Source organism: Acidovorax sp. M14 (assembly GCF_049331375.1).
Classification (GTDB): Bacteria; Pseudomonadota; Gammaproteobacteria; order Burkholderiales; family Burkholderiaceae_C; genus Acidovorax.
The window spans coordinates 2300277-2320925 of sequence record NZ_CP186263.1 but is presented as its reverse complement, the minus strand read 5'-3'; the positions used below and the strand labels follow the sequence as shown (position 1 = coordinate 2320925).

Sequence of the window (20649 nt, the reverse complement as noted above, 5' to 3'; positions counted from 1 at the left end):
GGGCCTGATTTACTGGACATTGGGGGTCTAAGGTGGCAAACGCTCTTTGATATTCCCCACTGTGGCGGCCTTCCCTTCAGACTACGGAGCTACAGCTGATGAGGTGGTGTCAGGATTGCACCCACAGCCCCGAGGCTGGTGCTGAGCCTTACCAAATCTTGATCGACACCAAACACTGAGACCCAGCTGCGCCAATCGTGCGGTCGTGCGGTCGTGCGGTCGTGCGGTCGTGCGGTCGTGCGGTCGTGCGGTCGTGCGGTCGTGCGGTCGTGCGGAGTGATAAGGCCATTTCTGGTATTTCCGCAGCACTCCGTCACCAAAAACTCGGGGCTTTGGCATGCCCACAGGGCTTGGGTGGCTCTTCTCCGCGCCCACCAAGGCACAATGTCGGGATGAACATTGTGATCCTCGACGATTACCAGGATGCAGTGCGCAAACTGCATTGCGCATCGCGGCTCGACGCATACACCGCCAAGGTCTACACCAACACGGTCAAGGGGCTGGGGCAGCTTTCGGTGCGGCTCAAAGATGCAGACATCATCGTGCTGATCCGTGAACGCACCCAGATCACGCGCCAATTGGTCGAGAAGCTCCCTCGGCTCAAGCTCATTGCACAAACCGGCAAGATTGGCAGCCACATTGATGTGGCGGCATGTACCGAGCGCGGCATTGCCGTGGCAGAGGGAGTTGGGTCCCCTGTGGCACCCGCTGAGCTGACCTGGGCCCTGGTGATGGCCTCCATGCGCCGACTGCCCCAGTACATCTCCAACCTCAAGCATGGCGCCTGGCAGCAGTCTGGTCTCAAGACCGCCTCGATGCCCGCCAACTTCGGGATCGGCAACGTGCTGAGGGGCAAGACCCTGGGTATCTGGGGCTATGGCCGCATCGGACAACTGGTGGCTGGATACGGACGCGCGTTTGGCATGAACGTGCGCGTCTGGGGTCGAGAGGCATCGCGTGCGCAGGCGTTGACAGACGGCTACCAGGCAGCGGCCACACGGGAAGAGTTCTTCTCGCAATGCGACGTGATCTCTTTGCACCTGCGCCTGAACGACGAGACGCGCGGCATCATCTCGCTCGAAGACCTTTCGTGCATGAAGCCCACTTCGCTGCTGGTCAATACATCACGCGCAGAGCTGATCGAGCCAGACGCCCTGATCGCGGCCCTCAACCGGGGTCGTCCAGGCTTGGCAGCAGTGGATGTGTTCGAGAGCGAACCTATCCTGCAAGGCCACGCCCTACTTCGTCTCGAAAACTGCATTTGCACGCCACATATTGGGTACGTGGAACAGGACAGCTATGAGCTCTACTTTGGTGCGGCTTTTGACAACGTGGTGAATTTCATCAAAGGCACACCCACCAACATCGTGAACCCAGGCTCACTACAGGTGAGGCGCTAGCGGCTGTCGGTCATCCACCAGCTCCAATTACGCGACTGGCTGCACCTCGCAACAAAAAGGCTTCCCGAGGGAAGCCTTTTTTGATGGCCGCAGGGCATCGAAACGCCCCACAGCAGCAAGCCACACTCAATTACAGAGGTGTCTTCTTGCCGTCCTTGTAGACGTACAGCGTGATGGCTGGGTTCTTCATTTCGCCGTTGGGCTCGAAGGCGATGGTAGAAGTCACGCCCTTGAAGTTGGCCTTGGCCAGTTCGTTCACGTACACCTTGGGGTCCACGGAGTTGGCGCGCTTCATGGCGTCGACCAGCAGGAACGTGGCGTCATAGGTGTAGGGGCTGTACACCTGGAACTGGCCAGGGTACTTGGCGTCGTACTTGGCCTTCCAGGCGGTGCCGCCAGGCATCTTGGCCAGCGAGGAGCCGCCTTCAGCGCAGATGACGTTGGCCAGGGTCTTGGCGCCAGCAGCCAGCTTGGCGATTTCAGACGTGCAAACGCCGTCACCACCGAAGTACTTGACGTTGGCCATGCCCAGTTGCTCCATCTGGCGCAGCATGGGGCCGGCTTGAGGGTCCATGCCGCCGTAGAAGATAGCGTCGGGGTTCTTGGCCTTGATGGCGGTCAAGATGGCCATGAAGTCGGTGGCCTTGTCGGTCGTGAACTGCTCGTCCACCACCTTCATGCCCTTGGCCGTAGCGGTCTTCTTGAACACGTCGGCAACGCCTTGGCCGTAAGCCGTACGGTCATCGATGATCGCAACGGTCTTGAGCTTCAGCGTGTCCACAGCGTAGAACGCCAGACCAGCGCCCAGGGCGTTGTCGTTGGCGATGATACGGAACGTGGTCTTGTAGCCAGGCTTGGTCAGGTTGGGGTTGGTTGCAGCGCCCGTCACCATGGGGATGCCGCAATCGTTGTACACCTTGGAGGCGGGAATCGTGGTACCGGAGTTGAGGTGGCCGACAACGCCAACGACCTTGGAGTCGCACAGCTTTTGTGCAGCAGCAGTGCCCTGCTTTGGATCGGCAGCGTCATCTTCAGCTTGCAGCTCGAATTTGATCTTCTTGCCGCCGATGGTGACGCCTTGAGCGTTCAGCTCTTCAATGGCCATGCGGGCGCCATTTTCGTTGTCCTTGCCGTAGTGGGCTTGGGCGCCGGAAACCGGAGCCACGTGGCCGATCTTGACCACCTGCTCTTGTGCAGAGGCCACACCAGCAACAGCCGCGATAGCAGCAACCACGGTCAGTTTCAACTTCAATTGCATATCAAATCTCCAGTAAAGATAAACGCTGAGAATCTTCTTGTGTCTCAACGCAGGCGAACATATCGCAATTTACGGGCCAGATCATTAGGGAACACGATTAAACGCGAGAGAAACCACAGGGGAATACCCTGTCATCCCTTTGGCGCAGGCGGCGCACCACTGGCCAACTCGTCAGCCACGGCTTCATACACCGCATGCCGGACCACCGATTCGATCTCTTCGCGCAGGCGTGGCAGCACAGAACGCGTCTGCTCCTGCACCACTGTGGCGATTGCCTCGCGAAGGCGCTGATCGAGCACCACATCCACACGCTGCATGACGCGGTGCACCATGTATTCCTCCATCCCTTCGGGCAAGGCGCGGGCTGCAACAGGTGCGGACACTGGTGGCATCCCTACGGAAGTTGCAGCAGCGAAGGTTGATGGGCGTTGTTGGGCAGATGAAGCCGCAACGCGAGACGCTTGAGGAGAAACCACCGGTGGTGGCGGAACCCAGGGCGGAGCGACAGGACGCGCCACAGCGACTGGCGCACTGCCCTGTTGAATCGGAGCGGGCCGCACTGCGGGCTGCGCTGCCTTTGCCAGCGCAGCCGACTGCGATGGAGAAAGAACTGTCGTACGCGCTGCTGGATTCGTAGCGCCCGGCGCCGGGGCTGCGGCGTCGGGCACTTGCACCACTTCGGTGAGCGTGGGTACAAAGCGCGGAGGGGTCTTGGGTGGAAGCGCCATCAGCCCGCTTTCAGCACCAGATCATGGCGGGTAATGGCATAGCCACGGGACGCGTAATGGCGCCATCGCGTGCGCGCCTGGGCACGGTCGGACTCGTCCTGGGCACTCACGACTTCCACCAGGCGGTCAAACCGGCCAAAACCCTCTGGCACTTCCGCATGAAGATTCAGCAAGACTTCGTGGTGCGGCGCCAAGCGTGCATCTTGCGCCAGCAATACCGGCGAAGCCTGAACGAGATCCTCGTCAGCATCGGCGTGGCAATGAGCCACAAAGTCCTGGGGGGCCATCAACCAGAGCATGCGGTCCAGCGTCTGGAGCGCGTCCGCCGGCGCTGCGATGACCAGGCGAGCTCCGCTACGCTGCACCTTGCGCGCAAACCGGCATGCATACGCCAGCTTGTCGGGCGCATTGAAGTGAAAGGCCACCTCGGTCATGGCACAGTCAAGCAGACTTGCTGCCAGCGGGCCGCTTAGCAGCAGGCTTTCGGGCAGTGCCCGTAGCCGCCTTGCTGGTCGCAGAGCGCGACGTGGACTTGGGGGCCTTTGCCGTACGGACCGGCGACCTGGACTGTTCGAGCACATAGTGCACCAGCAGCCCCACGGGCCGGCCTGTAGAACCCTTGGCCGCCCCACCTTTCCACGCGGTGCCTGCAATGTCCAGATGCGCCCACGGCATGTCGCCCACGAACTTTTGCAAGAACTTGGCAGCGGTGATGGAACCACCCGCACGACCGGCCACATTGCCCATGTCGGCAAAGTTGCTCTTGAGGCCGTCCGCATAGTCGTCATCCAGGGGCATGCGCCAGCAAAGGTCTTGCGCGGCTTCGCCGGCCTTCTGCAAAGACTCCGCCAGACCATCGTTGTTAGCGAACAGGCCGCTGCGCACGCCGCCCAGCGCGATCACGCAGGCACCCGTCAGTGTGGCGATATCCACCACCGCGGCAGGCTTGAATCGCGCGGCGTAGGTCAACGCATCGCACAACACCAGGCGCCCCTCTGCATCGGTGTTCAAAATCTCGATGGTCTGGCCGCTCATGCTGGTGACCACATCACCCGGCTTGACGGCGCGCCCGTCTGGCATGTTTTCGCAAGCCGGGATCAAGCCGACCACATTGACGGCAGGCTGCAACTCTCCCAGCGCGCGGAAGGTGCCCAGCACGCTGGCAGCGCCGCACATGTCGAACTTCATCTCGTCCATCTCGGGCGCGGGCTTGATCGAGATACCGCCGGTGTCAAAGGTGATGCCTTTGCCCACCAGAACGATGGGCGCCTGGTCCTTGGCTGCGCCGTTGTAGCGCAGCTCGATGAAACGCAGCGGCTCTTCAGAGCCCTTGGCCACCGCCATGAAAGCGCCCATGCCCAGGCGCGCCACCTCTGCGGGGCCATGCACCTTGCACTGGATGCGTGGCAGCTTGGCGAGGGTTTTGGCTGCGTCAGCCAGCAGACTGGGGGTGGCATGGTTGGCCGGGCGGTTGCCCCATTCCCGCGCAAACTCCACGCCAGCCACCAAGGCCACACCGCTGTCAAATCCGTCACGCGCGCTGGCCGCATCCGGCACGCCCACCACACAGCGGCTAAGGCTGCGTGCCTCCACCTTGGTCTTGGTGGTGGTGTACACATAGCTCACATCTGCCACGGCCTGAACAGCAGCGCTGACGGCCGCCGCCTGGGCCTCGCCCGCGAAACACAGCACCACGCGCTTGGTGTGTGGCGCCTTGATGGCGCCGCCCAGCGACTGCAGCGCCTGGCGCGTTGCGCGCGCCGAGCCGTCACCCAGGCCCACCAGCACCACGCGGCGGGCTGCGACGGCTGGCACCTGGTACAGCTGCAGGTGTTTACCGGCTTTGGTGGTCAGATCTCCATTCTTGAGCGCCAGGGCTGCCAGGGCGGACAGCGCATCCTTGCCGGGCTTGAAGCCCTCGGGAAGCAGGACGATCAGCAGGTCGCATTTCTCCGAAGCTGCCGCAGCAAGTTCAAGGGTCTTGAGATCAAAGTTCATAATTGGTGTTTTCCTTCGAGCCAATGTTATTCGATTCATCCATCCGCAAGGAGCTGGCGCGCAGCTTCGGCGCGACCCTTGTGGTGCTGGTGACCGTGGTCATGACCATGATGCTCATCCGCACGCTGGGTCAGGCCTCCAAGGGCAGCGTTAGCCCGTCCGACGTGATGCTCGTCATGGGCTTCACCGTATTGGGGCAGTTGCCCACCATTCTCAGCCTCAGCCTGTTCATCGCTGTCGTCGGCACGCTGTCGCGCATGTACCGCGACAGCGAAATGGTGATCTGGTTCGCCAGCGGGCGCGGCCTGATCAGCCTGGTGCGCCCCCTGTTGCGATTTGCCTGGCCGGTGATGGTGGTGATCGCCGTGCTGTCGTTGCTGGTGTGGCCATGGGCCAACTCCCAGATCCAGGAACTCAAGACCCGCTACGAGCAGCGCAGCGACATCGACCGCATCGCCCCGGGCGAGTTCCAGGAATCCTCCAACGGCAGCCGCGTGTTCTTCATTGACAAGGACACCCCGGACACACTGGCGGCCAACAACGTGTTCATTGCTGCGAATGACGGCAAACGCGAATCCGTCACCTCCGCCCGCAGCGCCCGGCTGGAGACCCAGGGCGGTGAACGCATGGCCCTGCTGAGCGACGGCCAGCGCCTGGAGACCTCGCGCGACAAGCCTGGCGTGAAGATCAGCGAGTTCAGCCTGTACGGCACCCGCATCGGCAGCGCCCCCCCCGGGTCGGCAGAAGAACAGGCGGTGAAGACACGCACCACCTACGACCTCGTGATGCAGCCTCTGCCCGCCTACCGCGCCGAGCTGGGATGGCGGCTGGGCCTTGCACTTGCCGCCCTCAACTTTGTGCTGCTGGGCCTGGCCGTGGCCAGCGTCAACCCGCGTGCAGCGCGCAGCACCAGCATGGTGTTCGCGCTGTTTGCCTTTATCGTCTACTACAACCTCATGACCCTGGGCCAGAGCTGGGTGGGTGCCGACCGGCTGGGCCTGACCAGCTTCATGGTGATGCTGCATGGCGGCATGCTGGCGGCCTCGCTGCTGGTACTGGCGGTGCGCCACAACCAATGGACGGTGCGACGCCTGTGGCGATCTGCTGAGGCGGGAGGACAGTCCGCATGAAAACCATCCGCCGCCTGATCCACCGCGAGGCCCTGGGCGCCGTCACCTTCGTCACCGTAGGTTTTCTGGCCCTCTTCTTCTTCTTTGACCTGGTGGATGAACTCCGCTGGGTGGGCCGTGCCGGGGAGGATGGCTACCAGCTATCGCACGCGCTGCTGTTTGTGGTGCTCAGCATTCCCAGTCACCTGTATGAACTGCTGCCCATCACGGTACTGATCGGCACCATCTTCGTGATGGCGCGCCTGGCCCAAAGCTCGGAGTTCACCATCATGCGCACCAGCGGCATGGGCCCATGGCGGGCGCTGCGCACCCTGCTCACGCTGGGTGGCGTCTTCGTGCTGCTGACCTTTGCGGTCGGTGACTACCTGGCCCCCCTGACGGACCGCACCGCCCAGCTCATCAAGGTGCGCTACCTGGGGCGGCTGACAGCAGGCGCCACGGGAGCATGGCTCAAAGAACGGCAGGAAGACCATTCCTTTGCCGTCAACGTGCGCGCGCTCACCCCCAATGGCGGCATGCTGGACGTGCGCATCTTCGAGTTTGACGAGAAGGGGCGCCTGGCGTCGCAGACCCGGGCTGCGTCGGGGCAGTTCGGCACCGATGGATCGTGGACCCTGGAGAAGGTGCAGCGTAGTCACTTTGAACAGCAAAGCGACAAGAACGAGGCCCGCGTGGAGCACCTGGAAAGCCCCTCCCTGCAGTGGCCGACCAAGATCAGTGCCGACATGGTGGCGGCCTCTTTGCTCAAGCCCGACCGCATGGCCACCCTGGACCTCTTTCAGTTCATTCGGCACCTGAACGCCAACGGCCAGTCCGCCCAGAAGTACGAGATCGAGTTCTGGCGCAAGGTGTTCTACCCCTTGAGCTGTCTGGTGATGGTGGTGCTGGCGCTGCCTTTTGCGTACCTGCATTTCCGCTCGGGCGGCATCGCGGGCTACGTGTTCGGCGGCGTGATGGCGGGTATCAGCTTCTTCCTGCTCAACAACGTTTTCGGCTATGCGGGCAACCTGCAAAACTGGTCGCCATGGCTGACAGCGGCGGCGCCTGGCCTGATCTATTCCCTGCTCTCGCTGGCGGCGTTTGGCTGGCTGGTGCTGAGACGCTAACACCCTGACCTTGCCTCGCCCAATGACCCAAGCCATCGTCCTGTTTGCCCACGGGTCCCGCGACCCCTTGTGGCGCGCCCCCATGGAGGCAGTCGCAACGCGCATTGCGGCGCAAAGCCCTGGCCGCCAAGCTATCTGCGCCTACCTGGAACTGTGTGAACCCTCCCTGCCAGACGCCGTCCGGCAACTGGTGGACGATGGGGCCACCGCTGTCACGGTGGTTCCGATGTTCCTGGGCACCGGCAAACATGCCCGGGAAGACTTGCCCTTACTGGTGCAAGAGCTCCGCACCGCACATCCTGGAGTTCAATTCCATGTGCAGACAGCCATCGGAGAAGACCCCCGCATGACGGCCCTGATGGCAGAGATCGCCTGCGAAAGCCCGCCGATCTGAAATTTCCGAGAGTGCGGCCCGCTTGCTTAGACGATTGCAGCATAATGATGCAATCCTTTAGGCTATATTCGATATGAATCTGCACCAATTCCGCTTCGTTCAAGAGGCTGCGCGCCGCAACCTCAACCTGACCGAGGCCGCCAAGGCCCTGCACACCTCGCAGCCGGGCGTCTCCAAAGCCATCATCGAGCTGGAAGAAGAACTGGGCGTTGACATCTTTGCCCGCCACGGCAAGCGCCTCAAGCGGATTACCGAGCCCGGCCAGCATGTGCTCAAAAGCATCGAGGTCATCATGCGCGAGGTGGGTAACCTGAAACGCATTGGCGAGCAGTTCAGCGCGCAAGACAGCGGCACCCTCAGCATTGCCACCACCCACACCCAGGCCCGCTATGTGCTGCCCGTGCCCGTGGCGCGGCTGCGCGAGGCCTATCCCAAGGTCAACGTAAGCTTGCACCAGGCCACGCCCCACGAAGTGGCCCGCATGATCATCGACGAAGTGGCCGAAATCGGCATGGCCACCGAATCGCTGGCCGACTACCCCGAACTCGTCACCCTGCCCTGCTACGAATGGCAGCACGTGCTGGTCGTGCCCAACGACCACCCGCTGGCACAAAAGGAACGTATTGGTTTGGACGATCTGGCCCATGAGGCGCTGATTACCTACCACCCCTCCTTCACCGGCCGGGGCAAGATCGACCATGCCTTTGCGGCGCGCAAGCTCACGCCCCGCATCGTGCTCGAAGCCATCGACTCGGACGTGATCAAGACCTATGTGCGCTTGGGCCTGGGCATCGGCATCGTGGCCGAGATGGCCATGCGCGATGACCCCGTGGGCGACCTGGCTGTGCGCCCCGTGGGCCACCTGTTTGGGCAGAGCGTGGCCCGCGTAGCCTTCAAGCGCGGCGCCTACCTGCGCAACTTTGTCTACAAATTTGCCGAGCTGCTCAGCGACCGCCTGAGCCGCGAGCTGATTGCCCGCGCGATGACGGGGCATGTCAACGACTACGAACTCTGACCTGCGCTCCCCACCAGAAGCCCCCCTGACTCTTCCCGAATTTCCCCGCCTTTCCCCGCCTTTCAAGCTGCTGCGCCATGACCTCCACCACCGCCCGCACACCCGCCTTCCCTAGCAAGCTGCCCAATGTCGGCACCACCATCTTCACAGTCATGTCCGCCCTGGCCACGGAACACAAGGCCGTCAACCTGGGCCAGGGCTTCCCCGACTTTGAATGCGCGCCCGAACTGGTGAACGCCGTCACCGCCGCCATGCAAGCTGGTCACAACCAATACCCGCCCATGACCGGCGTGCCCGCCCTGCGCGAAGCCGTGGCCCGCAAGATCGAGGCGCTGCACGGCCGCGCCTACAACCCCAACACCGAAATCACCATCACCGCGGGCGCCACCCAGGCCATCATCACTGCCATCCTGGCTATCGTGCACGCAGGCGACGAGGTGATCGTGCTCGACCCGTGCTATGACAGCTATGTCCCGAACATCGAGCTGGCCGGTGGCAAGGCTGTGCGCGTGCCGCTCACGCCCGGCACCTTCCGCCCTGACTTTGCCAAGATCAGCGCGGCCATCACGCCCCGCACCCGCGCCATCCTCATCAACAGCCCGCACAACCCCAGCGCCACCATCTGGACCGCCGAGGAAATGCGCCAGCTCGAAGACCTGCTCGCGCCCACCGACATCCTGCTGATCAGCGACGAGGTGTACGAGCACATGGTGTTCGACGGCGCCGAGCACCAGAGCGCCGCGCGCTTTCCGGGCCTGGCGGCGCGCGCCTTCATCGTGTCGAGCTTCGGCAAGACCTTCCACGTCACCGGCTGGAAAGTCGGCACCGTGGCGGCCCCCGCCGCGCTGACGGCCGAGTTCCGCAAAGTGCACCAGTTCAACGTGTTCACCGTCAACACGCCGGTGCAGCATGGCCTGGCGGCCTACCTGCAAGACCCCACGCCCTATCTGCAACTGCCCGCGTTCTACCAGGCCAAGCGCGACCTGTTCCGCGAGGGCTTGGCGGGCTCGCGCTTCAAGCTGCTGCCCAGCACCGGCAGCTACTTCCAGTGCGTGGACATTTCGGCGATCAGCGATTTGAACGAGGCCGATTTCTGCCAGTGGCTCACCCGCGAGGTGGGCGTGGCGGCGATTCCGTTGTCGGCGTTCTACGGCGACGGGTTTGACCAGCGTGTGGTGCGGTTCTGCTTCGCCAAGAAGGACGAGACGCTGCGCGCTGCGCTGGAACGGTTGCGCAAGCTCTGATCTGCAGGGCCCTCCAGGGCTCTTACTTCGTCTGCCGCGCCAGCCACACACCCGCAGCCGCCAGCGCCATCCCGGCCAGCGCCCAGCCGCTGAGCGTCTCGCCAAACATGGCCCAGGCGATCAGCGCTGTGGTGGGCGGGGTCAGGTAGAACAGGCTGGCCACATTGACCGCGCCGCCCCGGCGGATGAGCAGGTTCAACAGGCTCACGGCCCCCAGTGAGAGCACCAGCACCAGCCAGCCCAGCGCAAACACAAACTCGCCGGTCCACGATATGGCCATGGATTCGGTGGCGTAGGCGACCGCAGCCATGGCCACCGCACACGGCAGGTACTGGATCACCGAGCCCGTGCGCAAGTCGAACGAGGGGCAAAACCGCTTCTGGTACAGCGTGCCCGCCGTGATGCCCAGCAGCGCGACCACCGCCGGCAGCAGCATGCCCAGCAAAGCATCCACCGGCACGGTAGCCACCTTGCCAGCCACCACCAGCGCCACGCCGGTAAAGCCCAGGGCCAGGCCCGCCCATTGGGCAGGCCGCACCTTCTCGCCCAGCAAAGCCCCGGCCACCAGGGCTGTCAGCAGCGGCTGCAAGCCCACCACCAACGCCGTGATGCCCGACGGCAGCCCGTGCCCAATGGCCATGAACACCCCGCCCAGGTAAACGCCATGCACCAGCAGGCCCGACACCGCGATGTGACCCCAGGCCCTGCCCGTCGATGGCCAGGGCGCACGCACCACCGCCACCACAGCCAGCATGAGCACGGTGACGATGGCAAAGCGCAGCCCGAGAAAGGTCAGCGGCTCCACATACGGCAGCCCCAGCTTCGCGCCGATAAAGCCGGTGCTCCAGAGCGCCACAAACAGCAGAGGGACAAGGGAATCGAGCGGACTGGAAGCGCTGGGACGGAGCGGTGTGGCCTGGGTCATGAAGCAAAGATGCGTGATACAGGGTGGGGATGATCGCAGCTTGCGAGCGCCTTTGCTGCAGGCCGATGTGCGCGTCCTCCAATGACCCGGTGCGAGAACGGACAGACCTCAAGGTGCGCCACACCTGTCGAGCGTACAGACGCCCGAAACAGTGCCAGAACCGGCAAACCCGCGCTTCAAGGCAAAACTTTGAATAAAAACGGCTCTCTTCCATTTCGGGTGGAAAGCCACATTCCCCACCAGAGCCATGGTCAGGCCCTTGCTTTTTGCAAAGGACAGCCCGGCAGGTGAGTGAGCTTTCCCGCGATCAGGAACGCCATGGCGATGAAGTGATCGGTGGTGCCATAACCACGCGCCTTGGCCTTGGCTGCTTGCAGCAGTGAGTTCACCGCCTCCACATAGCCGGTGTGCAGGTGAGAGGCATCAAACGCCTGGAGTATTCCCGCCCAGTGCTGCTGGATGGTCTTGGCCAGATCAGTGAAGGGCCGCAAGCGGCTGCGCTGTGCCCATCGCAGCCACTTTTTGATTGCCAGCTCGCTTTGTGCAGCCTGAGTCTGAGCGAGCGCACTGCGGTAGATGTCCCGCAGCGCCTCCTTCATCCGCCACGCCCTGGCGGTCTTCAATCGGGTGCGGGGCAGCCAATCCATCTTTGCCTGCTCTTTGTCCGTCCACTTGGCTTTGTCCTTGAGCCAGCACCAACGCGTCTTCTTGAGCCAGCGCTCGCCCCGGGCCTCATCCCGCCGCACTGCGTCCACGGCCCGGTTGGCCAGTTGCACCACATGGAATCCATCAAAGGCAATGGCCGCTTGGGGCAAGTGCTGGCCAGCTCCTGCGATGAAGGCCTTGGACATGTCCATGCACACCACTTGGATGGCTTCGGCCTTGCCTTGGTGGCTCTTGAAGTCCTCGGTAAATCTCTGAACCGTGCTGGCATCCTTGCCGGATGTGGCGTAGATCAGTCGCGCTCGCTCTAGATCGTGCACCAGGGTGATATAGCTATGGCCTTTGGCGCAACTGGTCTCATCGATACCAATGACCGCCACACCCGCGTAGCTCTCCTTGGCGCGCGCCAAGCCAACATGGGCATCGATCTGGCGCCACAAGGCGTTGTCCGCGCAGCGCAGGATGCGCGCACACGCGGCCACCGGCATCTCACGGGCCAGCGTCAGAGCCAGCGCCTCGAACATGAGCGTGAAGCGGCTGCCCTCTCGCGCCCAGGGAACACTCAGCTGGCTCGTAGAGCCGCAGGCGCTGCACGACACCCGAGGCAGAGCGCAGTGCACGTAGGCTTCAAACTGAAAGAAATCCAGATGCCGCCAGCTACGCTGGCGGTGGTCATGCAGTCTCTGGTCAGCTGCGGCGCAAACGGGACAGGCTGCACTGCCGGATTGCCAGACCACGTACAGGTCGATGCGGCTGCGCTCGACGTCCAGTGCAACACGCTCCACAGCCCAGGGCGCGGCCAGCCCCAACGCTTGGCAGAACAACGCTTCTTGCATCGGGAGGGCTCCTGTTCAGGGGGTGTCAATGGATTTATTTGAACTGTAGTGTTCCACCCGAAATGGAAGAGAGCCATAAAAACAGCCTGTAGCGCTTGAATATCATGCGCATGAAGCTATAAATTCAATAGCAAACTACCACACATCTTTCTGCCCACCCGGCCTGGCGTCCGCGCATCTTGATGCGATCTTGATACCCCACCCCGCACTCTTGCGCCCGTCTTGATGCGGTCGTTCCTAGCATCGGTCCATGTCTCAAGGAGGACGATATGGACTGGATATTGATGGCGGTGGGAGGCCTGCTGTGGCTGGCCGTCTATGGCTTAGCCAAGGGTTGCGCGCTGCTGCAACGCCAGGCGCAAGGGGGGCGGTCATGACCAGCGGCTGGATGATTCTGGCGGCCGTGCTGGCTGCGGGCCTTTTGGTGTACCTGGTCGCCGTGCTGCTGCGGCCGGAGGACTTCTCATGAGCACCGGTGCCTGGCTGCAATTGGCGGTGTTCATGGCACTGCTGATGGCGCTGGCTTGGCCGCTGGCGCGCTACATCGACACCGTGATGGCGGGCCGCTTTGCCCTGGGGCGGCGGCTGGAGGGGCCGCTGTTCCAACTGGCAGGCGTGCGGCCCGATGAAGAAACCGGCTGGCTGCGCTACGCACTGGGCCTGCTGGTGTTCAACGGCCTGGGCGTGCTGGCGGTGTATGCCCTGCAGCGCTGGCAAGCGGTGCTGCCGCTCAACCCTCAGGGCATGGCTGCGGTGGCTCCGGACTCGGCCTTCAACACGGCCATCAGCTTTGTCACCAACACCAACTGGCAGGGCTATGGCGGCGAGAGCACCATGAGCTACCTCACGCAGATGCTGGCGCTGACGGTGCAGAACTTTCTGTCTGCCGCCACGGGCCTCGTCGTCGTCGTGGCATTGGTGCGCGGCTTTTCCCGGCACTCCGTACAAAGCATCGGTAACGTATGGGCCGACCTGACCCGTGCGACGCTGTGGGTGCTGCTGCCCTTGTCGCTGGTGCTGGCCGTGGTGTTTGCAGGCCAGGGCGTGATCCAGAACCTGTCGCCCTATACCGAGGTGCAGACTCTGGAGCCCGTGCACTACGAAGCCCCCAAGCTGGATGCTGCCGGGCAGCCAGTGCTGGACGCGCAAGGTGCCCCGGTCACCGAGCCTGCGACACAAACCACCCAAACCCTGGCGATGGGCCCCGTGGCCTCACAGCTCGCCATCAAGATGCTGGGCACCAACGGTGGCGGCTTCTTCAACGCCAACTCGGCCCACCCGTTCGAGAACCCCTCAGCCGCCAGCAACCTGCTGCAGATGCTGGCCATCTTCCTCATCCCCGCCGCGCTGTGCCTGGTGTTTGGCCGCATGGTGGGCGATGAGCGCCAGGGCTGGACGATTCTGGCCACGATGAGCCTGCTTTTCGTCGTCGCGGTAGTGGCGGCCACCGCCTTCGAGCAGCAGGGCAACCCGCTGCTGGCATCGCTGGGTGTGGACCAGACTGCCAGCGCCCTGCAGGCGGGCGGCAACATGGAAGGGAAAGAAACGCGCTTCGGCATCGCCACCTCGGCCCTGTTCGCAGTGATTACCACAGCGGCCAGCTGCGGCGCGGTGATTGCCATGCACGACAGCTTCACGCCCCTGGGTGGCATGGTGCCCATGGTGCTCATGCAGATGGGCGAGGTGGTGTTTGGCGGTGTCGGCTCGGGCCTGTACGGCATGCTGGTGTTCGCCATCATGGCGGTGTTCATCGCCGGACTGATGATTGGCCGCACGCCCGAGTACCTGGGCAAGAAGATCGAGACGCATGAGATGAAGCTCGTTGCCATCGCCATCCTCGTCACGCCCCTGCTGGTGCTGCTGGGCACCGCCGTGGCGGTGATGAGCGAGGCGGGCCGCGCAGGCCTCTCCAACCCCGGCGCACACGGCTTCAGCCAGGTGCTGTATGCGCTGTCTTCCGCCGCCAACAACAACGGCAGCGCCTTTGCGGGCCTGTCGGCCAACACCCCGTTCTACAACGTGCTGCTGGCCGTGGCCATGTGGCTGGGCCGCTTCGGCGTGATCGTGCCCGTGCTGGCCATGGCCGGGTCCCTGGCCGCCAAGAAGCGCGCTACGGCCACCGACGGCACCTTGCCCACCCACGGCCCGCTGTTTGTGGCTCTGCTGGCGGGCGTGGTGCTGCTGGTGGGCTTGCTGAACTATGTGCCCGCCTTGGCGCTGGGCCCGGTGGTAGAGCATCTCCTGCTCACACCCCGTTAAGAAATGGCTGGGAGATTGTGATGACTCGCAAAACATTGACTCTGTTCGACCCCACCCTGGTGCGCCCCGCACTGCTGGAGGCCTTCAAGAAGCTGGCCCCCCGCGTGCAATGGCGCAACCCGGTGATGTTTGTGGTGTACGTGGGCAGCGCCTTCACCACCGCACTGGCCGCCAGCAAGCCCGAGGGCTTCACGGCTGCCGTGGCGCTGTGGCTGTGGTTCACCGTGCTGTTCGCCAACTTTGCCGAGGCCATGGCCGAAGGCCGCAGCAAGGCTCAGGCAGCATCGCTGCGCGGCCTGAAGAAACAGACCTGGGCCAAGAAGCTCGACGGGCAGTTTGACCGCACCACCCCGCGCTCCGAGCTGTCCTGGCTGCCGCTGGAGGCCGCCAACCTGCGCAAGGGCGACGTGGTGCTGGTGGAAGCCAGTGACACCATCCCCGCCGATGGCGAGGTGATCGACGGCGTGGCCTCGGTGGACGAAAGCGCCATCACCGGCGAATCCGCCCCGGTGATCCGCGAATCGGGCGGCGACTTCAGCGCCGTGACCGGCGGCACCCGCGTGCTGTCCGACTGGATCGTGGTGCGCGTGGCCGTGAACCCTGGCGAGACCTTTGTGGACCGCATGATCGCCATGGTGGAGAACGCCAAGCGCCACAAGACACCCAACGAGATCGCGCTGACCATCTTGCTGGTGGCGCTGACCATCGTGTTCCTGGGCGTGGTGGTCACGCTGCTGCCGTTCTCGCTGTTCAGCGTGCAGGCCAGCGGCGCGGGCGAGCCTGTCAGCCTGGTGGTGCTGGTGGCCCTGCTGGTGTGCCTGATCCCCACCACGATTGCAGGCCTGCTCAGCGCCATTGGCGTGGCGGGCATGAGCCGCATGATGCAGGCCAATGTGATCGCAACCTCGGGCCGCGCCGTGGAGGCTGCGGGCGATGTGGACGTGCTGCTGCTGGACAAGACCGGCACCATCACCCTGGGCAACCGGCAGGCCAGCCAGTTCGTGTCCGCCCCCGGCGTGACCGATGCCGCATTGGCCGATGCCGCGCAGCTCGCATCGCTGGCCGACGAAACCCCCGAAGGCCGCAGCATCGTGGTGCTGGCCAAGCAGAAGTTCAACCTGCGTGAGCGCGACCTTTCCAGTCTGCAGGCCCAGTTTGTGCCCTTCACTGCCCAAACGCGCATGAGCGGCGTGGACCTGCCCGGCCCGCGCCTGCTGCGCAAAGGTGCCGCAGACGCCATCCGCAAGCAGGTGGAGGCACTGGGCGGGCGCTTCCCTACCGCCGTGCAGACGGCGGTGGACGATGTATCGCGCCGCGGCAGCACCCCACTGGTGGTGGCCGATGGTGCCCATGTGCTGGGCGTGGTGGAACTCAAAGACGTGGTCAAGGGCGGCATTAAGGAGCGTTTTGCCGAGCTGCGCCGCATGGGCATCAAGACCGTGATGGTGACGGGCGACAACCGCCTGACGGCCGCCGCCATTGCCGCCGAGGCCGGTTTGGACGACTTTCTGGCCGAGGCCACGCCCGAGGCCAAGCTGCAGCTCATCCGCAGCTACCAGGCCAATGGCCAGCTGGTGGCCATGACCGGAGACGGCACCAACGACGCGCCCGCCCTGGCCCAGGCCGATGTGGCCGTGGCCATGAACACCGGCACCCAGGCCGCCAAGGAGGCGGGCAACATGGTGGACCTGGACAGCAACCCCACCAAGCTCATCGAGATTGTGGAGACCGGCAAGCAGATGCTGATGACACGCGGCTCGCTCACCACCTTCAGCATTGCCAACGACATCGCCAAGTACTTCGCCATCATCCCGGCGGCGTTTGTCACCACCTACCCGCAGCTGTCTGCCCTGAACTTCATGCACCTGGCCAGCCCCTCGTCGGCCATTCTGTCGGCCGTGGTGTTCAACGCGCTGATCATCATCTTTCTGATCCCGCTGGCCTTGAAAGGCGTGGCCTACCGCGCCGTGGGTGCCGCCGCGCTGCTACGCCGCAACCTGGCCATCTACGGGCTGGGGGGCATGGTGGTGCCATTCATTGGCATCAAGTTGATCGACATGGTGCTGGCGGCTATGGGCGTGGCTTGAACAAGGACCTCCCCCTGTGTCGCTTCGCGCCTTCCCCCTCCTCTCGCTTCGCTGCGCTGCGCGGGGAGGGGGACGACACCCTCACTGCGGGGCGGCCCTTGCTCGGTGTCCCCTGGCCTGGGCCGCGCCAGTCTGATGCGCAGCTCCCGGAATTTGATTGAAAGGAAAATCGTATGCCTATCCGTATCCCCCGCGACGACGTGCCCGCCAGCACCGGCGGCCTGCTGCGCCCCGCCCTCACCCTGTTTGTCGTGCTGTCCCTCATCACCGGCCTGCTGTACCCACTGGCCGTGACGGGCGTGGCGCAAACGGCCTTCCCACACCAGGCCAACGGCAGCCTCATCACGCAAGCTGGCAAGGCCGTGGGCTCCGAGCTCATCGGCCAGTCGTTCACCGAGCCCGGCCACTTTTGGGGCCGCCCTTCGGCCACCGCACCCATGCCCTACAACGCATCGGCCTCGGGTGGCTCCAACCTGGGCCCCACCAACCCGGCGTTGACCGATGCCGTCAAGGCGCGCATTGAAGCCCTGCGTGCTGCCGCCCCCGGTAACACACAACCCGTGCCCGTGGACCTGGTCACCGCCTCGGCCAGCGGGCTCGACCCGCACATCAGCCCGGCAGCCGCCGCCTACCAAGCCGAGCGTGTGGCCCGCGCCCGCAGCCTGCCCGTGGCACAGGTACAGGCCCTGGTGCAGCAGCACACCGAAAGCCCCTGGCTGGGCCTGCTGGGTGAGCCGCGTGTGAACGTGCTGGCCTTGAATCTGGCGCTCGATGCGCTACCAAAACAATAGCTGCATGCGCTTGATGAATAAGCGCCAGAGGCCAATTTGAATACAAATTGATGGATACACTGTAGCCATGCAGGATCGCCCCGACCCCGACGCGCTGCTGCAGCGCATCCAGCAAGAGCAGGCCCAGCAGCAGCGCGGGCGGCTCAAGGTGTTTTTTGGCGCCTGCGCCGGGGTGGGCAAGACCTTTGCCATGCTGTCCGCCGCCCGGGCGGCGCAGGCGCAGGGCCTGCCCGTCACCATCGGCGTGGTCGAAACGCATGGCCGCACCGACACCGAGGCGCTGACCGCACATCTGCCGCGCCTGCCGCTGCGCGCCCTGCCCTACAAAGACCGCACCCTGCCCGAGTTTGACCTGGACGCCGCCCTGGCCTGGGGCGCTGCGAACCCCGAGGGCCTGGTGCTGCTGGACGAGCTGGCCCACAGCAATGTGGCCGGATCGCGCCACCCCAAGCGCTGGCAAGACGCCGAAGAACTGCTGGCCGCAGGCATCGACGTGTGGTCCACCATGAACGTGCAGCACCTGGAGAGCCTGAACGACATCGTGAGCGGCATCACCGGCATCCGCGTGTGGGAGACGGTGCCCGACCAGTTCTTTGACGCGGCCGACGAAGTGGTGGTGGTGGACCTGCCGCCCGACGAGCTGCTGGCGCGCCTCAAAGCTGGCAAGGTCTACCTGCCCCAGCAGGCCGAGCGCGCCGCCGCCAACTTTTTCCGCAAAGGCAACCTGCTGGCCCTGCGCGAGCTGGCCCTGCGCCGCACCGCCGACCGGGTGGACGACGAAATGCGCGCCTACCGCCGCGCCAGCAGCACCACGCATGAGGCCGTGTGGCCCAACCGCGAGGCCCTGCTGGCCTGTGTGGGCACGGGCGACAACGCCGAAAAAGTGGTGCGCAGTTGCGCCCGCTTGGCCGCCCAGCTCGACCTGCCCTGGCACGCCGTGCATGTGGAAACGCCCGAGCAGCAAGGCCAGTCGGCCACCCTGCACCCGCAGGTGGAGCGCACCCTGAAGATCGCCCAGCAACTGGGCGCCACCGCCTGCGCCGTGCTGCCCGCCGCCCGGCCCGCACAGGCCCTGGTACGCTACGCACGTGAACACAACCTGGTGCGCGTGGTGATGGGGCGCAGCACCCGGCGCTGGCCGTGGCAGGCCACGCTGGCCGAGCAGATCGGACAAAGTGCCAGCGACCTGGACCTGCTGCAGGTGGGCGCACTGCCTGGCCGCGATGCCGCTACAGACCGGAAAGCCCCCCGCACCAGCACCGCAGCCCCTCGCGCGGCGTTCTGGCCGGGCTATATCGCCGCCGCGCTCGCCTGCTGCATCGCCGCTGTCATTGCGACACCGCTGGCCAACGTGCTGGAGCTGACCAACATCGTCATGCTGTTCTTGCTGGTTGTGGTGGGCGTGGCGCTGCGTTTTGGTCGCGGCCCGGCCATCATGGCCGCGTTCCTGGGAGTGGGGTTCTTTGACTTTTTCTTTGTGCCGCCCCGCTTCAACTTTGCGGTGAGCGATGCGCAATACGTGGTCACCTTCGCTGTGATGCTCGTGGTGGCCCTGGTGGTGGGCCAGCTCACCGCCGGGCTCAAGGTGCAGGCCGAAGCCGCCACAGAGCGCGAACACCGCGTGCGCAGCCTGTACGACATGGCGCGTGACTTGTCGGCCGCGCTGCTGCCCGAACAGGTGGCGGAAATTGGCGCACGCTTCATCACCGGCGAATTCAGCGCGGGCAGCACGCTGGTGGTGGCCGACGACGACAACCGCCTGCAGGTGCTACCCGGTGGCACCGCCCCCGTGGACATGGCTGTGGCGCAATGGGCGTTTGAGCGCGGCGAGCCTGCGGGCCGGGGCACGGACACCTTGCACTCCAGCCCCACGCTGGTGCTGCCCCTGAAGGCGCCCATGCGCATCCGTGGCGTGCTGGTGGTGGCCATGCCGCAAGGCCAAATACCAGGCGTAGAACCGCGCCGCCTGCTGCAGACCTGCGCCTCGCTGCTGGCCATTTCGCTCGAACGCATCCACTACATCGACGTGGCGCAAAAGAGCACCGTGCAGATCGAGTCCGAGCGGCTGCGCAACTCGCTGCTCTCGGCCATCTCTCACGATTTGCGCACGCCGCTGGCCTCGCTGGTCGGCCTGGCCGAATCGCTGGCCATGGTGCAGCCACCATTACCCGCTCACCAACAAGAGCTGACCGGCGCCATTCAGCAATCCGCCCAGCGCATGAGCGCGCTGGTCAACAACCTGCTGGACATGGCCCGCCTGGAGGCCGGGGCCGTGCAGCTCAACAAGGCCTGGCAGCCGTTGGAAGAAGTGGTAGGCAGCGCCCTGGCCGCCTGCGCCCCAGCCATCGCCGCGCACCGTATCGAAGTGACCCTGCCGGGCGACCTGCCGCTACTGCAAATCGACGCCGTGCTGATGGAGCGCGTGCTGGTCAACCTGCTGGAAAACGCCGCCAAGTACACCCCCGCAGACACCACCCTCCACATCAACGCGCAGCCCCACAGCGACGCGGTGGCCTTGAGCATCACCGACGAAGGCCCCGGGCTGCCCAAAGGCCGCGAAGAGCTGCTGTTTGAAAAGTTCGAGCGCGGAGCCCGCGAAAGCGCCACACCCGGTGTGGGCCTGGGGCTGGCGATCTGCCGCGCCATCGTGCAGGCGCATGGCGGCAGCATCCGGGGCGATACGATCCACAACGCCCAGGGGCAGCCTGCAGGTGCGCGCTTTACGCTGCTGCTGCCACGCGGCACACCGCCCACCGACCTAGGCACCGATGCAGACACCACCAGCGAAGTTTGACCGCGCGGCCCAGCAACCCCC

17 protein-coding genes are annotated in these 20649 nt (G+C 64.6%); 11 read left to right on the top strand and 6 right to left on the bottom strand.

Going from position 1 to position 20649, the window contains the following annotated elements:
• The first annotated feature begins 392 nt into the window (after nucleotides 1-392).
• A complete protein-coding gene (locus tag ACOYR4_RS10605) occupies nucleotides 393-1400 on the top strand; it encodes a D-2-hydroxyacid dehydrogenase family protein (RefSeq protein WP_015014252.1) in 1008 nt (335 codons plus the stop codon).
• Nucleotides 1401-1530: 130 nt separating this feature from the next.
• Here the strand turns inward: ACOYR4_RS10605 and ACOYR4_RS10600 are convergent, their stop codons facing one another.
• The 4 genes from ACOYR4_RS10600 to ACOYR4_RS10585 all read right to left on the bottom strand — a co-directional run bounded on the left by ACOYR4_RS10600 (nucleotide 1531) and on the right by ACOYR4_RS10585 (nucleotide 5384).
• Nucleotides 1531-2658: a branched-chain amino acid ABC transporter substrate-binding protein gene (locus ACOYR4_RS10600; RefSeq protein ID WP_060984712.1), complete on the bottom strand. Its 1128-nt coding sequence runs from the start codon at nucleotides 2656-2658 to the stop codon at nucleotides 1531-1533.
• A gap of 131 nt (nucleotides 2659-2789) precedes the next feature.
• Nucleotides 2790-3041 carry a hypothetical protein gene (locus tag ACOYR4_RS10595; RefSeq protein ID WP_238990671.1) on the bottom strand — a complete coding sequence of 84 codons (252 nt, stop codon included), beginning with the start codon at nucleotides 3039-3041 and terminating at the stop codon, nucleotides 2790-2792.
• Nucleotides 3042-3385: 344 nt separating this feature from the next.
• A complete protein-coding gene (locus ACOYR4_RS10590; RefSeq protein ID WP_422849492.1) occupies nucleotides 3386-3820 on the bottom strand; it encodes a DNA polymerase III subunit chi in 435 nt (144 codons plus the stop codon).
• A 7-nt stretch (nucleotides 3821-3827) separates the two neighbouring features.
• Nucleotides 3828-5384: a leucyl aminopeptidase gene (locus tag ACOYR4_RS10585; RefSeq protein ID WP_422849491.1), complete on the bottom strand. Its 1557-nt coding sequence runs from the start codon at nucleotides 5382-5384 to the stop codon at nucleotides 3828-3830.
• Nucleotides 5385-5407: 23 nt separating this feature from the next.
• Here ACOYR4_RS10585 and lptF point away from each other — a divergent pair, with 23 nt between their 5' ends.
• The 5 genes from lptF to ACOYR4_RS10560 all read left to right on the top strand — a co-directional run bounded on the left by lptF (nucleotide 5408) and on the right by ACOYR4_RS10560 (nucleotide 10273).
• Nucleotides 5408-6514, top strand: a complete 1107-nt coding sequence (lptF, locus tag ACOYR4_RS10580) for an LPS export ABC transporter permease LptF (RefSeq protein WP_291444684.1) — start codon at nucleotides 5408-5410, stop codon at nucleotides 6512-6514.
• A complete protein-coding gene (lptG, locus tag ACOYR4_RS10575) occupies nucleotides 6511-7620 on the top strand; it encodes an LPS export ABC transporter permease LptG (RefSeq protein ID WP_015014258.1) in 1110 nt (369 codons plus the stop codon). Before lptF ends, lptG begins: the two co-directional genes overlap by 4 nt.
• A 22-nt stretch (nucleotides 7621-7642) precedes the next feature.
• Entirely contained in the window at nucleotides 7643-8014 is a 372-nt protein-coding gene (locus ACOYR4_RS10570) for a sirohydrochlorin chelatase (RefSeq protein WP_110958787.1), read from the top strand.
• A 73-nt stretch (nucleotides 8015-8087) separates the two neighbouring features.
• Nucleotides 8088-9029 (top strand): CysB family HTH-type transcriptional regulator, encoded by a 942-nt coding sequence (locus ACOYR4_RS10565; protein WP_056062356.1) that lies wholly within the window; start codon nucleotides 8088-8090, stop codon nucleotides 9027-9029.
• A gap of 77 nt (nucleotides 9030-9106) precedes the next feature.
• Nucleotides 9107-10273: a pyridoxal phosphate-dependent aminotransferase gene (locus tag ACOYR4_RS10560; RefSeq protein WP_422849490.1), complete on the top strand. Its 1167-nt coding sequence runs from the start codon at nucleotides 9107-9109 to the stop codon at nucleotides 10271-10273.
• 22 nt (nucleotides 10274-10295) lie between these two features.
• Here ACOYR4_RS10560 and ACOYR4_RS10555 read toward each other — a convergent pair whose 3' ends face one another.
• Nucleotides 10296-11198, bottom strand: a complete 903-nt coding sequence (locus ACOYR4_RS10555) for a DMT family transporter (RefSeq protein ID WP_422849489.1) — start codon at nucleotides 11196-11198, stop codon at nucleotides 10296-10298.
• 251 nt (nucleotides 11199-11449) lie between these two features.
• On the bottom strand, nucleotides 11450-12697 hold the full coding sequence (locus ACOYR4_RS10550; protein WP_422847186.1) for an ISL3 family transposase: 1248 nt from the start codon (nucleotides 12695-12697) through the stop codon (nucleotides 11450-11452).
• A 373-nt stretch (nucleotides 12698-13070) separates the two neighbouring features.
• Between ACOYR4_RS10550 and kdpF the strand changes: the two genes are divergently transcribed.
• From kdpF to ACOYR4_RS10525, 5 genes are all read left to right on the top strand, one after another.
• Nucleotides 13071-13166: a K(+)-transporting ATPase subunit F gene (kdpF, locus tag ACOYR4_RS10545; RefSeq protein WP_044394814.1), complete on the top strand. Its 96-nt coding sequence runs from the start codon at nucleotides 13071-13073 to the stop codon at nucleotides 13164-13166.
• Nucleotides 13163-14956, top strand: coding sequence for a potassium-transporting ATPase subunit KdpA (kdpA, locus tag ACOYR4_RS10540; RefSeq protein WP_422849488.1), 1794 nt, complete (start codon nucleotides 13163-13165; stop codon nucleotides 14954-14956). Before kdpF ends, kdpA begins: the two co-directional genes overlap by 4 nt.
• Before the next feature lie 20 nt (nucleotides 14957-14976).
• Complete coding sequence (gene kdpB / locus ACOYR4_RS10535; RefSeq protein ID WP_422849487.1) at nucleotides 14977-17043, top strand: potassium-transporting ATPase subunit KdpB; 2067 nt, start codon at nucleotides 14977-14979, stop codon at nucleotides 17041-17043.
• 173 nt (nucleotides 17044-17216) lie between these two features.
• Complete coding sequence (kdpC, locus tag ACOYR4_RS10530; RefSeq protein WP_422849486.1) at nucleotides 17217-17834, top strand: potassium-transporting ATPase subunit KdpC; 618 nt, start codon at nucleotides 17217-17219, stop codon at nucleotides 17832-17834.
• A gap of 67 nt (nucleotides 17835-17901) precedes the next feature.
• Entirely contained in the window at nucleotides 17902-20628 is a 2727-nt protein-coding gene (locus ACOYR4_RS10525) for a DUF4118 domain-containing protein (protein ID WP_422849485.1), read from the top strand.
• Nucleotides 20629-20649 lie beyond the last annotated feature (21 nt).